The sequence below is a fragment of the Streptomyces sp. P3 genome (assembly GCF_003032475.1).
GTDB lineage: Bacteria > Actinomycetota > Actinomycetes > Streptomycetales > Streptomycetaceae > Streptomyces.
The window spans coordinates 7904003-7918143 of the sequence record NZ_CP028369.1; the positions used below are offsets into that span (position 1 = coordinate 7904003).

At 73.1% G+C, this 14141-nt stretch carries 13 protein-coding genes and 1 riboswitch; of the genes, 10 read left to right on the forward strand and 3 right to left on the reverse strand.

The annotated features are described in order from the left end of the window. The first annotated feature begins 242 nt into the window (after positions 1–242). A riboswitch (cyclic di-AMP (ydaO/yuaA leader) is annotated at positions 243–400 on the forward strand. Positions 401–404: 4 nt separating this feature from the next. The 4 genes from C6376_RS34880 to C6376_RS34895 all read left to right on the forward strand — a co-directional run bounded on the left by C6376_RS34880 (position 405) and on the right by C6376_RS34895 (position 5030). After that, positions 405–1370 (forward strand): LysM peptidoglycan-binding domain-containing M23 family metallopeptidase, encoded by a 966-nt coding sequence (locus tag C6376_RS34880; protein WP_107447063.1) that lies wholly within the window; start codon positions 405–407, stop codon positions 1368–1370. 326 nt (positions 1371–1696) lie between these two features. After that, positions 1697–2404, forward strand: coding sequence for a DUF6250 domain-containing protein (locus C6376_RS34885; RefSeq protein ID WP_107447064.1), 708 nt, complete (start codon positions 1697–1699; stop codon positions 2402–2404). Between the two features lie 126 nt (positions 2405–2530). Further along, a complete protein-coding gene (locus C6376_RS34890) occupies positions 2531–3316 on the forward strand; it encodes an SGNH/GDSL hydrolase family protein (RefSeq protein WP_107447065.1) in 786 nt (261 codons plus the stop codon). A 523-nt stretch (positions 3317–3839) separates the two neighbouring features. Next, positions 3840–5030 (forward strand): MBL fold metallo-hydrolase, encoded by a 1191-nt coding sequence (locus C6376_RS34895; RefSeq protein WP_107447066.1) that lies wholly within the window; start codon positions 3840–3842, stop codon positions 5028–5030. A gap of 338 nt (positions 5031–5368) precedes the next feature. Here the strand turns inward: C6376_RS34895 and C6376_RS34900 are convergent, their stop codons facing one another. Together C6376_RS34900 and C6376_RS34905 are read right to left on the reverse strand one after the other, a co-directional pair. Continuing rightward, positions 5369–5782 carry a hypothetical protein gene (locus tag C6376_RS34900; RefSeq protein ID WP_107447067.1) on the reverse strand — a complete coding sequence of 138 codons (414 nt, stop codon included), beginning with the start codon at positions 5780–5782 and terminating at the stop codon, positions 5369–5371. A 499-nt stretch (positions 5783–6281) separates the two neighbouring features. Next, positions 6282–7001: a TetR/AcrR family transcriptional regulator gene (locus C6376_RS34905; protein ID WP_107447068.1), complete on the reverse strand. Its 720-nt coding sequence runs from the start codon at positions 6999–7001 to the stop codon at positions 6282–6284. Positions 7002–7143: 142 nt separating this feature from the next. Between C6376_RS34905 and C6376_RS34910 the strand changes: the two genes are divergently transcribed. The 6 genes from C6376_RS34910 to C6376_RS34935 all read left to right on the forward strand — a co-directional run bounded on the left by C6376_RS34910 (position 7144) and on the right by C6376_RS34935 (position 13431). Beyond that, positions 7144–8100: an NAD-dependent epimerase/dehydratase family protein gene (locus C6376_RS34910; protein WP_107447069.1), complete on the forward strand. Its 957-nt coding sequence runs from the start codon at positions 7144–7146 to the stop codon at positions 8098–8100. A gap of 663 nt (positions 8101–8763) precedes the next feature. After that, positions 8764–11277: a sensor histidine kinase KdpD gene (locus C6376_RS34915; protein ID WP_107447070.1), complete on the forward strand. Its 2514-nt coding sequence runs from the start codon at positions 8764–8766 to the stop codon at positions 11275–11277. Between the two features lie 65 nt (positions 11278–11342). Next, a complete protein-coding gene (locus tag C6376_RS34920) occupies positions 11343–11777 on the forward strand; it encodes a roadblock/LC7 domain-containing protein (RefSeq protein ID WP_107447071.1) in 435 nt (144 codons plus the stop codon). Between the two features lie 2 nt (positions 11778–11779). After that, positions 11780–12151 carry a DUF742 domain-containing protein gene (locus C6376_RS34925; RefSeq protein WP_107447072.1) on the forward strand — a complete coding sequence of 124 codons (372 nt, stop codon included), beginning with the start codon at positions 11780–11782 and terminating at the stop codon, positions 12149–12151. Next, positions 12129–12800 (forward strand): ATP/GTP-binding protein, encoded by a 672-nt coding sequence (locus C6376_RS34930; protein WP_254076186.1) that lies wholly within the window; start codon positions 12129–12131, stop codon positions 12798–12800. Before C6376_RS34925 ends, C6376_RS34930 begins: the two co-directional genes overlap by 23 nt. Positions 12801–12861: 61 nt before the next feature. Then, the gene (locus C6376_RS34935) at positions 12862–13431 is read left to right on the forward strand and encodes a GAF domain-containing protein (protein ID WP_107447073.1); all 570 of its coding nucleotides are present in this window, start codon (positions 12862–12864) and stop codon (positions 13429–13431) included. A 7-nt stretch (positions 13432–13438) separates the two neighbouring features. Here C6376_RS34935 and C6376_RS34940 read toward each other — a convergent pair whose 3' ends face one another. Beyond that, a complete protein-coding gene (locus C6376_RS34940; RefSeq protein ID WP_107447074.1) occupies positions 13439–14032 on the reverse strand; it encodes a GPP34 family phosphoprotein in 594 nt (197 codons plus the stop codon). Positions 14033–14141: the final 109 nt, after the last annotated feature.

The window sequence follows — 14141 nt, forward strand, 5'->3', positions numbered from 1 at the left end:
CGTCACGTGAGCAGCGTCATATCCGTGACCGTACGTCGCCCGTCATGTTCACGTAATTCATGCGGATTTCCAGGGTGCTTGCGCCGAAAAGGCTGTTCTGATTCACGGAGCGTGACCGGGAATTCAGGCGGCGGATCAAGATAAAAGCCATCACCGTGCAACCTCTGCTTGTCCCTGTGCGTCCCGGTCGCTTACGTTCCACACCAATCCGGACGGACGCCCAATCCTGCCGCCGCCCGGAATCCGCACACTCACCCGTACACGGCAGGAGCGGGGGACCCACAGGCATCACCGCCTGTTCCGGTCCCGGAACAGGCTCGGGGTAAAGCCGCGTCCCGACGCGGCCGGACATCTCCAGTCCGCACCCGACAGCTCACCTCGCAGGCGCCGGAGAGGAATTCGTCATGCCCGCGAAGGGTAAGCACCGCCGTCCCAAGGCCCAGCGCCTCACCCGTTCCATAGCCGCCGCCGGAACCGGTGGTGCCGCGCTCGCCCTTCCGTTCATGGCCGCCTCCGGCGCCCACGCGGCAACTCCGGAGTCCGCGCCCCAGGGCGTCTCCCGGGCCGTCGCGCAGACGGTTTCCCAAAAGGCCGCGCCGACCGCTCCGGTGACCCGGAAGTCCGCCGCCACGACCTACACCGTGCGCTCCGGCGACTACCTCTCGAAGATCGCGGCCGAGCAGCACGTCGGCGGCGGCTGGAAGAAGCTGTACCAGGACAACCGTGAGGCCGTCGGCGCCGACCCCTCGCTGATCCACCCCGGCCTCAAGCTGTCCATCGGCGCGAAGGCCGCGTCCGGCGCCCCCAAGTCGTCCGGTTCGTCGTCTTCTTCGTCCTCGGCGCACTCCTTCGCGAAGTCCTCGAGGTCCGCGACGACCTCGAAGTCCCCGGAGGCGTCGAAGTCGTCGTCCTCCGGGTCCTCCGCGAAGGCGGCCGCCCAGGCCGCCGAGAGCAGCGCGAGCGGCTTCACCCTGCCCGTGTCCGGCGCGACCGTCGGCACCCCGTACCACCAGTCGGGCAGCATGTGGTCCAGCGGCTACCACACCGGCGTCGACTTCGTCGTCCCGACCGGCACCTCGCTGAAGGCCGTCGCCGCGGGCACCGTCGTCTCCGCGGGATGGGGCGGCGCCTACGGCAACCAGGTCGTCATCAAGCTGAACGACGGCTACTACGCCCAGTACGCCCACCTGTCCCAGCTCTCCGTCTCGGCCGGCCAGACCGTCGGCGCGGGCCAGCAGGTCGGGCTCTCCGGCGCGACGGGCAACGTGACCGGACCGCACCTGCACTTCGAGATCCGCACCACGCCGGACTACGGCTCGGACGTCGACCCGGTCGCCTACCTCCGCGCCCACGGCGTCTCCGTCGGCTGACACCGCCGACGCCCCCGCGCCCGACACGCAGCCCGAGGCCGGACCCCGATCGCACGATCCGGGGCCGGCCTTCGGCGTGTCCGGCGTGCGTGCGTCACGGACACCGCCGGCTCCGCTCATTCATGATCGTTCGATTGCGGTCCTGTGGCGTGTCCGGTCGCACCGTCGACAGGCGAGGCCGATACGGACACAGTGGTCCGGTCAGACGGCAAGCGCTTTCGGCGTCGGCCCGGGACCCGACGGACGCCGACCGGGCGTCTGCGCGGGGCCCGCCGCACACCGAAGCCGCCCCGCCGCCCCGGTCCCACCCGAAGGAGCCGCATCCCGTGACGACGACGCGCAGAGCATTCGGCACACTCGCCGCCTCCGCCGCCCTGGCCGCCCTCGCACCCGCGACGACGGCGAGCGCCGCGCCCCGCCGCCGGCGGCTCCTCGCCCACGACGACTTCCGGCACGGGCTCGGCCGGTGGGCCGTCGAGCGGGAGCAGGGCGGCACGGTCGCCGCCTCCTGCGGGAGCCTCGAGATCGACGTGCCCGCCGGCGCGACCGTCTGGTTCACGCGGCGGCTCGACGGGCCGTACGTCCTCGAGTACGTCGCCACGCCCGTGTCCGCCGGCGGCCCCAACGACCGCGTGTCCGATCTCAACAACTTCTGGAACGCCGTCGACGTCCGTTCCCCGGACGATCTCTTCGCCACCCCGCGCGGCGGCGCCCTCGCCGAGTACGACCACCTCACGACGTACTACGTGGGCTACGGCGCCAACGGCAACACCACGACCAGGCTGCGCCGTTACGTGGGCGAGCCGGGTGTGCGCCCGCTGCTGTACGACTACACCGAGCCGCTGCTCGTCGCGAACCGGCCGCACCACGTGCGGATCGTCTCCGACGGCTCGGTCGTCCGCTGGTGGAACAACGGCCGGCTGGTGTTCGACCACACCGACCCGGAGCCCTACACGAGCGGCCACTTCGCCTTCCGCACCACCTGGAGCCACTTCCGCATCAACGACTTCCGCGTGTGGTCCCTTGTTCCCTGATTGGCAAATTCTTTAGGCGTGGCTTTTCTCACCGACCGTCAAGCCCTGCCTACGGTCGCGTAGGTCACATTCGAAGGTGAATGATGATCTGCCGTGGCAGACGATTCGAAGAGTGACAACAGATCAGTGATCGGGTCGTACGTGGCGGTGGGGGACAGCTTCACCGAAGGCGTCGGCGACCCCGGCCCCGACGGGGCGTTCGTCGGCTGGGCCGACCGGTTCGCGGTGCTTCTCGCGGACCGGCGGCCCGAAGGCGACTTCACCTACGCCAACCTCGCGGTCCGCGGAAAGCTGCTCGACCAGATCATGGAGGACCAGCTCCCCAGGGCGGTGGAACTCGCCCCGGACCTGGTCTCCTTCTGCGCGGGCGGCAACGACATCCTCCGTCCCGGCACCGACCCGGACGAGGTCGCCGAGCGTTTCGAGCGCGCGATCTCGTCCCTGACCGCCGTCGCCGGCACGGTCATGGTGACCACCGGCTTCGACACTCGTGGCGTCCCCGTGCTGAAACACCTGCGCGGCAAGATCGCCACCTACAACGGGCACGTCCGCGCCGTCGCCGACCGGTACGGCTGTCCCGTGCTCGACCTGTGGTCCCTGAAGTCCGTGCAGGACCGCAGGGCCTGGGACGGCGACCGGCTCCACCTCTCCCCGGAGGGGCACACGCGGGTGGCCCTGCGCGCCGGGCAGGTCCTCGGCCTCGACGTGCCGGCCGATCCGGAGCAGCCCTGGCCGCTGCTGCCGCCGCGTGGCGCCCTCGACGTACGGCGCGACGACGTGCACTGGGCGCGCGAGTACCTGGTGCCCTGGATCGGGCGCCGGCTGCGCGGGGAGTCCTCCGGCGATCATGTGATCGCCAAGGGGACGCTCTCGCCGGACGACATCAGGATGCGCATCGCGGCCGTCGCGTAGCGGGTCCCGAGTCACGGCTCGCACCCGAGGAACGGCCGGCCGTGGGCGTCGTACGGCCGGCCGCTCCACCAGTGAGGTGGGCGCACGGGAGTGGCGCCGGGGAGGGACCGTCGGCCGGTGCTCGGATGACCGCACCCCCACCGTCCGCGCCGACACCTCTGCCTGAACGCCCCTCAGGCCGCACGCCCCTGTGAGGGGTGTGAGCTGCCGGCGATCGACTGCGCACGCGTGCCGTCGGGCGTGCAGGGCAAGCGGCGGGCTACGGCCCTCCCGCATCCGCCGCATCCGCAGAAGGCCGCTGCGGACGGCGCGCACGAGAGCGTCGACGACCAGGAAGCCCCGACGGCCGGTGACGTCGTCCGTCCAGGTCAGGGACAAACAGGGGGCGCCGGACACCCGGACCCCGGGACCGGGGCGTCACTGAACAGTGGGTCGGTATCGGGAGGTGGTACGAGGGCCGGAAACGCGTTGTCGGGGGAGGCGACCATAATGGAATGCCTCAGCGACTCCACCTGGAGGTACCGTGTCCGGTTTCCGTCCCCTGAGCTCCGGGCTCCGCGGTCTGCAGCCCGAGGCCTTCGGCGCGGATCCGAGCGGTGGGCGCCTGGCGCGCATCCGCAGATCGCCCCACTACAAGGACGGCGTCTTCCAGAACCCCGGCGGCCCGGCGCGCATCCGCCCCGCGGGTTCGATGACGGAGTTCGCCAAGGTCTTCTTCGACAAGGAGCAGCGCCCCCGGCGTGCTCCCACGGGCACCGTGCCGGTGCACGCCACCACCCTCGCCGACCTCGCCAAGCCGCCGGTCACCGGCCTCAGGGTGACCTGGATGGGGCACTCCAGCGTGCTCGCCGAGATCGACGGGCAGCGGGTGCTGTTCGACCCCGTCTGGGGCGAGCGCTGCTCCCCGTTCGCCTTCGTGGGACCCAGGCGGCTGCACCCGGTGCCGCTTCCGCTGGCCGCGCTCGGCCCGGTCGACGTCGTCGTCATCTCGCACGACCACTACGACCACCTGGACCTGCCCACCATCAAGGCGCTGGCCGGCACGGACACCCTGTTCGCGGTGCCGCTCGGCGTCGGCGCCCATCTCGAGCACTGGGGCGTGTCCGCCGGGCGGCTGCGCGAGCTGGACTGGTACGAGGCGACCGAGGTCGGCGGGCTGACCCTGACGGCCACCCCGGCCCGGCACTTCTGCGGCCGGGGCCTGCGCAACACCCAGCACACCCTGTGGGCCTCGTGGGTGGTGGCGGGTGCGGAGCACCGGATCTTCCACAGCGGGGACACCGGTTACTTCGACGGTTTCCGGGACATCGGCGCCGCGCACGGCCCGTTCGACGCGACGATGATCCAGGTCGGGGCGTACTCCGACTTCTGGCCGGACATCCACATGACGCCCGAGGAGGGCATGCGGGCCCACCTCGACCTCCAGGGGGGCGTCGCCGGGGTGATGATGCCGATCCACTGGGCCACCTTCAACCTCGCCACGCACGCGTGGGCCGAGCCGGGGGAGTGGATGAAGGATGCGGGCGACGAGGTCGGTCAGGCGGTGGCGATCCCGCGGCCGGGCGAGCCGTTCGAGCCGGCGGGGAAGCTGCCGGAGGAGGCGTGGTGGCGGGCCGTCTCGGGCCCGATCGCGCGCCCCTGGCGACGTCCTCGAAGTGCTGAGCCCGTGGCCGGGACGAGCAAGAAGGATCTCGACCTCGCGGGTGAGCGGTGACACCTTCACGGCGTCCGTCACCAGGAAGATCACGTCCCGGGGCGTCCTGCGCGAAGACCGCGGGTCGCCGTCGGTCCCGTGCTGCCCGACGGCGACCCGCAGCAACGGCGTGACCGGGAGCGGTCCATCGGCCGGGTGACCGGGCTCAGCCGTTCCCGCAGCGCGGGCAGTTCCTCTCCCCGGCCACTCCGGTGCCCTCGGACACCGGGCCGGCGTTGCACGCCAGGCTGCTCAGAACCGGGCTTGGCAACAGGCCCGCAAACGGCCGCCGGTCTCTGACCGCATGGGAGCGGGCGGCCGCACGGAGCCGCCACCGGATCCGCTGCGTCGCCTTTCGGTCACCTCAACCGGGCTCCTGCCGCTGCCAGTCGGGTGCACCAGTCACGCATCCGTGCCGCCGCGCCACCGTTGAGCAACTGGTCCACCGCGCCGCCGGCAGCGCCCGGCGGCGGTGATCCCTGTCCGGTGTCCTCGAGTGCTTGCTGCTGGTCGGCGCTGGGCGCGGGGGACAGGGAGGCACCGCGCCCCACGAGGGTGTAGCGCCGTCCGTCGACGGTCAGCACGAGGGTGCCGAGCCGGGTGAGGCGACCGGTCACGGTGCGTGGGTCGGCCTGCACAACCGTGCCGAGGGAGCGATCCCGCACGTGCAGGCTGTCGGGACGCAGGGTGACCAGGACGGGCTCGCAGCGGGCGCCGTTCCACACGCTGCGCCTCCAGTGGACGATCCCCGAGTGTCCGGTGTCTGTGCTCATGCCACCGATCATGGCATGGGCCCGAGACTGCCCGTCGTGGGCCCGGCCGGGGGTGCGGTTCGCGGCCGAATGGCCCGGACGGAGGATGGAGGCGCCCCGGCACGCGGTCAGCGTCAGCGCGGGGCAGGGCAGTTGCCGCAGAACGGTCGCCCCGCCGCCGGCCTTTGCTCCGGGCGCATGCGGGGGCCGGGCAGTTGCCTCGCTCTGGCTCCACCCCATACCTACGAAGCACAGGTGTGGGCGCGGGGAGGGGCCGACTCCCGCGACGGCGGTTTCTGGGGAGCGTAGCCGCCCCTTCGGAGCAGGACGCGAAAAGCAACTGGTACGAGGCGTACGTCGTCGTCCGCACACCGCCCGGAAGGTGGACAGCACCAGCTTCGGCGCCGACCGGGTGCCACTCGTGATCCCCGCTGACGAAGCGGGGCCGGTAGCGCCGTTTCCCTGAGCGAACCGGCTTTCGGTGACTCGTCGCAGCGGCCGGCCGGCCGCTGCCGTTCCTTCAGGTGGCGAGACCGAGGGCTGCGCCGAGGCGGCGGGCTTCGTGGTCGAAGAAGGCGCGGGGGTCGGCGATGATCTCTCGGCGGTGGCCGAAGACCTCGAAGGAGATGGCGCCCAGTAGGTAGGTCCAGGCCATCAGGCTGCTCATGACCAGGTCGGCCGGGGTGTGCGCAGGGAGCCCGGCGAGCAGTGGCGCCAGTGACTGCCGGGCGTCGTCGGGCATCGCGGGCCGGGTGTCGGCGGGGCGGTGACCGTCGTTGCCGGGCGGGTCGGTGAAGAGGGCGCCGATCAGGTAGGGGAGCCGGGTCGCCTGCGCCACGGTGTCCTGGGGGGCGGTGTAGCCGGGCACCGGCGAGCCGTAGATCAGCGCGTACTCGTGCGGATGTGCCAACGCCCAGTCCCGCACCGCGTGGCAGACGCCGACCCAGCGCTCCAGCGCGGCCCCCGGCTCCGCGTCCGGCGCGGCGTGGGCGGCCTCGGCGGCGTCGCTCAGTGAGGTGTAGCCGTCCAGGATGAGCGCGGTGAGCAGGGCGTCGCGGCCCGGGAAGTAGCGGTAGAGCGCGGAAGCGGAGGCGAGGCCGAGCTCTCTGGCGACGGCGCGCAGCGAGAGCGCGGCGGCGCCGCTCTCGGCGAGCTGCCGACGGGCCACCGCCTTGATCTCCGCGGTGAACTCGATCCGGGCCCGTTCCCGTGCGGTGGGGGGCTTGTGAGGGGTGGACATGAGTCCATGCTGACACGGATCAAGCGGAACGAGAACACCGGACGCAAACGAGAACACTGTTCTTGACAACGCCCTCGGGCTGCGCCACTCTCTCGGCATCGACCAAACGAGAACACTGTTCTCTGGCGCACCGGAGGAAACCGTGGGTAAGCACCTGATCGTCGGCATGGGCCCCATCGGCTCGGCCGCCGCCCGGCTCCTCGCCGCACGCGGCGAGGAGGTCGTCATGGTCAGCCGCTCGGGAGCAGCGCCCGCCACGGCCGGTCCGACCGACCTGCTGCCGGGCATACGGCGCCTGCGGCTGGACGCCACCGACGCCGCCGCGCTCGGTGAGCTGGCCACGGGCGCGGCTGTGCTCTACAACTGCGCCAGCCCGGCCTATCACCGATGGGCCACGGACTGGCCCCCACTCGCAGCCGCCCTGCTGGCCGCCGCCGAACGCTCCGGCGCCGTCCTGGCCACGGTCGGCAACCTCTACGGCTACGGCGCGGTCACCGCCCCGATGACCGAGGACACCCCGCTCGACCCCAACTCGGTCAAGGGCCGGGTGCGCGCCCGGATGTGGGAGGACGCGCTGGCACTGCACCGGGCCGGACGGATCCGGGCCACCGAGATCCGCAGCTCCGACTACATCGGCCCGCACGCCGAGAGCCCGCTCGGGGCCCGGGTGGTGCCACGCCTGCTGGCCGGCCGCGGCGTCCAGGTGCTGCGCAGCGCCGACACCGCCCACAGCTGGACCTACACCGAGGACGCCGCCCGGCTGCTGGTCGCCGTCGGCAGCGAGGAACGGGCCTGGGGCCGCCCCTGGCACGTCCCTACCAACCCGCCCCGTACCCAGCGCGAGGCCGTCGCCGACCTCGCCGAGGCCGCCGGGGTCGCGCCGGTCCGGGTCGGTGAGGTCCCGGCCGTCGTGCTGGCGGCACTGGGGGTGCTCAACCCGACCGTGCGGGCCCTGCGCGAGGTCAACTACCAGTTCGAACGCCCCTTTGTGATGGACTCGGGTGCGGCCACCGCTGCCTTCGGCCTCACGGCCACCCCCTGGACGGAGGTGCTCGGCGCCACCGTGGACTCCTACCGACCCCCGGCCGCCCACCGCTGAGCCGGCCGGAGGTGAGACCACAGGTTCGATCAGCCCTCCCTCGGCGGGGTGCGGCCGCGGCCAGACCCGTCGCGTGATCCGGGGTGATCTGCCCGACGCCCGCGCTGGGTCGTGGAGGGGTCCGGCGACATCACCGTCACCACAGGGGGAGCCGTACCGGGGTCGCCCTGGTCGGCGAGGGCGCGGGCGAGATCGTGCACGGTGGGGGTGTCGGTGGACGTGACCACTCCTCGGATGACGCTGATGGAGTCTGGGCGATCCGACATCCAAGGCCAATACCGATACCCAGAGTGACATTCGGGTGGGTGTCGCCGAGGGTGGCGAGGCGCCGGAAGCGGCTCCGGCGGGCCGACCGGAACGCCGTGACGTTCCATCGTGCGGGTCGGGGGTGCATCGCCCCTCGGCCCGCACAGTCGCTTTCGGATCGCCTCTGACCAGGTCTGATCGAACTCTTTTCATGCTGCCTCGTGCGACGCGCGGGCATATCGGTCTGCCGTGCGATCCCTCATACCAGAGCGGGACGCCGACTGGGGGACTTTGTCAACTGCCCACCGCACATGATGGGTTGCCGACTACTGTGAGTGGCCGTCGGGCGACACCGGGCCGTGTTTCCCGGCTCTCCCGACCGACGACCCGGCTCGACGGACCAGTACGAGGACACCGATGTCTCACCTCCGCGCACCCGCCGCACGAGCAGACCGCCGTGAGGGCGGGCGGCACGGGCGGCCCGTCGCCCGCATCGCACCGGCGCCGGCCGAGACGCACATACGGCCCCAGTTGGTGCGGCTCGCCGTGCTCCCGCCGACCGCGGTGGCGTTGAGCGCCTGCGCGGTGGTCCTGTTCACGGTGCGCTCCAGCGGTGTGCGCCCCGGCCCGACCCTGTGGGCGGTCCTGGCCGGCGCCGCCGCGGTGACCGGCGTCGGCATCGTGATCGCGGCGGTGGCCGCCGACCGCGCGGCCCGCTCCGTCAGCGACCGCATCGCCGCCCTGCGCCGCGGCAGCGCACGCGGCGAGGCCGACCTGCGCGCCGCCGTCGAGGCGCTGCGCCGCGGCGAGGTCCCCCCGCAACGCGCCTCGCGGGGCGGACTGCCCGCCGGCGCGGACGACTTCGAGCTCCTCGCGGCCGACCTGGCACGCGCCCACGACGGGGCCGTCACCGCCGTCGTGCAGGCCGCACAGCTGTCGAGCCAGACCGGCAGCGAACAGAAGCTGGAGGTGTTCGTCAACCTCGCGCGGCGTCTGCAATCCCTGGTGCACCGTGAAATCTCGATCCTCGACGAGCTGGAGAACGAGATCGAGGACCCCGATCTGCTCAAGGGCCTCTTCCACGTCGACCACCTCGCCACCCGCATCCGCCGGCACGCCGAGAACCTCGCCGTCCTCGGCGGGGCGGTGTCGCGCCGGCAGTGGAGCAACCCGGTTCCCATGACCGAGGTGCTGCGCTCCGCCATCGCCGAGGTCGAGCAGTACGCCCGCGTGAAACTCGTCCCGCCCGTCGAGGGTGAACTGCGCGGTCATGCCGTGGCCGACGTCATCCACCTGCTCGCCGAACTCGTCGAGAACGCCACGGTGTTCTCCGCGCCGCACACCCAGGTGCTGCTGCGGGCCAACCTGGTCACCTCCGGCCTGGCCGTCGAGGTCGAGGACCGCGGGCTCGGCCTGCCGGTCGAGGAACAGAGCCGGATGAACGCCCTGCTCGCCGACCCCGACCAGGTCAACGTCGGGCGGCTGCTGGCCGACGGGCGCATCGGTCTGTTCGTCGTCTCCCAACTGGCCCGGCGGCACGGCATCCGGGTCCGCCTGCAGAGCAACATCTACGGCGGCGTCCAGGCCGTCCTCGTCGTGCCGCAGGCCCTGCTCGGCTCCGCGCCGGGCGTCCTCGCGGCGGCGTCGCCGGGCCCGGACACCGACGGTGCGGGACGGCCGCTCGTGCCCGCCACGCCTTCCGCAGTGACCCCGGTGGCGACGCCGCGTACGACGGCCGTGGCCCCGCCGCTGCCCGCGGTCTCGCCGACCCGACCCGGCCGCCCCGGACCGCGACTCGTCGCCGGAGACGAGCGGACGACGGCACGGGACACGAGGGACGCGGGCCGGCCGTTCGCCCCCGCCGACGCCCCGGCGCACGTCACGGCCGCGGCGCACACCCGGACCGAGCTCTCGTCGGCGCAGGCCTACCCGCAGACACAGGACGCCGCGTCCGTCCTCTCGTCGGGCGGCGGTATGCCGGGGGGAGCCGGCGTCCAGTCCGCACCGGCACGGCCGCCGGGGCCGACCGCGTCCTCGCCGGCCCGGAACACGCCCGAGCCCGGAGAGCGTGCGGGCCTTCTGCCGCCGCAGGGCGCCTCCGGAGCCGGGCGCACCTCTCACGCCCCGCAGACACCGGAGACCGGCGCTCCGCGGGGCGACGGCGACCGGCCCATCCCGCTCCCCGTCCGCGACGCCCGGGCGGCGAGACCCAACCCGGCCGAGGCCGTGCCCGGCATCCGGAGCGGCGACCGCCCCGTCGTCGAGGAGCACGAGGGCATCGCGCCCACGCCGCGTGTCGGCACGGTGCGCGGCACCATGGGCAAGCCCCACCTGCCCCGCCGCCGCGCCCAGGAGCACATCGTCCCCCAGCTGCGCGGCGGGCCGGCGCCCCGTCCGGACGTCGAATCGTCCGCCGGTCACGACCCCGGTCTGATGGCCGCCTTCCAACGGGGCGTCGGTCTCGCCGAGGCCCAGCAGAGCCTGCAGGCGGACGCGGCGGAGCCGGCCCCGTACCCGCCGACGGACTCCTCGCAGCCGACCACCCGCCCCGAGCCGTACGGATCGCAGCGCGCATTCCGGCCCGAGCCCCATGGATCGCAGCCGGCCGCCCGGCCCGAGCCGTCCCCGACTGAGCAGCCCTGGCACACGGGATCGCTCCACCCGTCGGCGCAGGGCCGCGGCGAGCATCCGGACGACGCCGGTCGTAGCGGCGGCGCGACGGCCGCAGCCGCCCGGGGCGTCCCGCTCCCGCTCCTGCCGCCCGCGCCGCTCCCCGTCGACACACGACGGGCGCACCGGTCCCAGATGTCCGAGGCACGCCCCGCCCATGCCGCCGCGCCCCCCGAGGCGTACGGCGCGCGGGGCGGGCCCGACCTGCCCGAACCCGACCGATCCACCGCCCGGCACGACGGGAGCGCACCAGCCGGATGAGCCCTGTGAGCACCCCCACCCCCAGTGCTCCCGCAGACCTTCGTACCCCAAGGAGTCGATCCACCATGGCGAGCGATGCGCCGACCGGCCATGTATCCGACCTCGACTGGCTGATGAGCGGCCTCGTGCAGCGCGTGCCGCACACCATGAGCGCGGTGCTGCTCTCCTGCGACGGACTGGTGAAGTCGGTCCACGGCCTCGATGCGGACAGCGCCGACCACATGGCGGCGCTGGCGTCCGGCCTGTACTCCCTCGGCCGCAGCGCCGGCGTCCGGTTCGCCGACGGCGGCGACGTCCGGCAGGTCGTCGTCGAACTCGACTCGACGCTGCTCTTCGTCACCACCGCCGGCTCCGGCACGTGCCTCGCGGTGCTCGCCGGACGGGAGGCCGACGCCGCCGTGCTCGGCTACGAGATGGCGATGCTGGTGAAGAGCGTCCGGCCGTATCTGACGACCGCGCCCCGGCAGCACGCCGTCGAACCGTCGGTGATGGGACCTTGAGGGTGGCGGCGGCCGGCGACGGGCCGTGGCTCGACGACGCGGCCGGACGGCTGGTGCGCCCTTTCACGGTCAGCGGCGGCCGCACCAGGCCCAGCGTCGCCCTCGACCTCATGTCGCAGGTGATGGCCACCGGAGCGACCCCCCTCGGCTATCTCGGCCCCGAACACGCACTGGCGCTCGACCTGACCCGTGCACCCGTGTCGGTCGCCGAGATCGCGGCCCATCTGAAGCTGCCGGCGGCGGTCACCAAGGTGCTGCTGTCCGACCTCCTCGACTGCGGGGCGCTGACCACCAAACCCCCCGAGTACCACCACATCCCCACCGACCGGGCCCTTCTGGAGGCAGTGCTCGATGGACTACGACGACAGCTCTGAGCACGACGACGCGTACGAGGCGTACGGTGCGCACCGCCGCCGCGGAGCGCACGACGGCGGCGGCCCGGACCCCTTCCCCACCGCACTGAAGATCCTGGTCGCGGGCGGCTTCGGCGTCGGCAAGACGACCTTCGTGGGCGCCGTGAGCGAGATCGCGCCGCTCAGCACGGAGGAACTGCTCACCACCGTCAGCGCCGAGACCGACAACCTCGACGGCATCGAGAACAAGGTCGAGACGACCGTCGCCATGGACTTCGGCCGGATCAGCCTCGACCCGCAGCATGTGCTGTACCTGTTCGGGACGCCCGGACAGGAGCGGTTCTGGTTCATGTGGGACGAGTTGTCCGAGGGCGCCCTCGGCGCGGTCGTCCTGGCCGACACCCGGCGCCTCGAGGAGTGTTTCGCGGCCGTCGACTTCTTCGAGGAACGGGGACTCGCCTTCATCGTCGCCGTCAACGAGTTCGACGGCTCCCACCGCTACGACCCCGAGGAGGTGCGGGCCGCCATCGACCTGGACCCGGAGATCCCCGTGGTGCGCTGCGACGCGCGGATCTCCGCCTCGGGCGTCCAGACCCTGCTCACCCTCGTCAAACACCTCATCGCCCACGCGCCGGCCGCACCCCAGCCGAGCCGCGGCGCGCACATGTGACGCCCGCACCCAACGCCCCGGAGCCGCATATGACGTTCGTCCACAGCGACGGAGCCCGGCCATGAGCTACGACCCACCGCGTCCGGTCGGTCGTCTGCTGCTCACCCCGCAGGACACGGAGGCTCCTGCCCGTGCCCGCAGGCTGCGCCGACTCGGTCTCGGGGAACAGCCCGAACCCGCCCTGGACGCCTTCGCGGACCGCCTCGCCGAGGTGACCGGAGCGCCGTACGCCATGGTCAACTTCCTCGACGGGGAACGCCAGTTCTTCGCCGGGCTGCACACCCCGCAGGGCGGCCGGGCCGCTCGCGGCGGCAAGCCGGAGGTGGGCCGCCGACTGCCCCGCGAGTACGGCTACTGCCCGCACGTCGTCGTCCGGCGCAAGGCGCTGGTCCTGGAGGACGTCGGCGACTACCCGCGCTTCGCGGGCAACCCGGTGGTCGACGAGTACGGCATCCGCTCCTACCTCGGCGCACCGCTCATCGACACCACCGGGATGGTGCTGGGCACGGTGTGCGTCGCCGCCCTCGCGCCCCGGCCCTGGGGCAAGGCCGGCCTGGAGACCATCAAGGCCACGGCCGCCGACCTCGCCGGACGGCTGCAGCGGCGCGACGCCGGCGATCTCCCGCCCTGAGCGCCGGTCAGGGAGCCCGCCAGACGTTGTCGAACGCCGCCTTCTCGATGGACCGCCGCTGCCGGACGGCCTCGAGTTCCGTCACCGCGTCGGCCACCGTCGCCACCACCGTCACGACTGATTCGCCGAGGGCGTCCGGGAGGCCGCCGGCCGGTTCCTCGCGCAGACCGACGGCGGCCGCCAGCCCGGCGAGGACCGGTTCCTGTGACGTCCAGCGGGCGGTGGCGGCGCCGCGGGCCGGCGAGTCCACGGGCGCGGTCCGCGCGCCGATCAGGCGACGGGGGCGGCCGAGCACGCCGTCCGCCTCAAGCCGGGCCGTGTAGGCGGCCGCCAGACCGCGCCCGCGACGCCACAGCCAGTCCTCGACCGACTCGTACGGCGGCTCGCGCAGCAGTGCCGAGGCGGCCTCCTGAAGGAGCGGGTCGTGCGGTGCCGAAGGCGGGCCGGGCACGAGGAGGCCGCCGTCCACGGCGAGCACCCCGGCCCCGACCAGGTCGAGCACCTCGGCGCCCGCGAGCGCGAGCGACAGATCGCCCTGCCCGACGGGTCGGGCCGCCGTCATGTCGATCGCGACGATCATCAGGTCCCGTGCTGTGGTCATCAGGGGCTCCAGGTCAGTCGGCCGGCCTCGTGCGGGTTGCGGTCCAGGGTGGCACGGCCCACCGTGGTGTGCGGGAAGCCGGACCAGGCGGGCGCCGCCACGCGGGTGA

Coding starts and splice junctions, on each gene's coding strand:
- C6376_RS34935 (WP_107447073.1), top strand. CDS start 12,862: ATGAGCTACGACCCACCGCGTCCGGTCGGTCGTCTGCTGCTCACCCCG.
- C6376_RS34930 (WP_254076186.1), top strand. CDS start 12,129: ATGGACTACGACGACAGCTCTGAGCACGACGACGCGTACGAGGCGTAC.
- C6376_RS34920 (WP_107447071.1), top strand. CDS start 11,343: ATGGCGAGCGATGCGCCGACCGGCCATGTATCCGACCTCGACTGGCTG.
- C6376_RS34905 (WP_107447068.1), bottom strand. CDS start 7,001: ATGTCCACCCCTCACAAGCCCCCCACCGCACGGGAACGGGCCCGGATC.
- C6376_RS34880 (WP_107447063.1), top strand. CDS start 405: ATGCCCGCGAAGGGTAAGCACCGCCGTCCCAAGGCCCAGCGCCTCACC.
- C6376_RS34900 (WP_107447067.1), bottom strand. CDS start 5,782: ATGAGCACAGACACCGGACACTCGGGGATCGTCCACTGGAGGCGCAGC.
- C6376_RS34940 (WP_107447074.1), bottom strand. CDS start 14,032: ATGACCACAGCACGGGACCTGATGATCGTCGCGATCGACATGACGGCG.
- C6376_RS34915 (WP_107447070.1), top strand. CDS start 8,764: ATGTCTCACCTCCGCGCACCCGCCGCACGAGCAGACCGCCGTGAGGGC.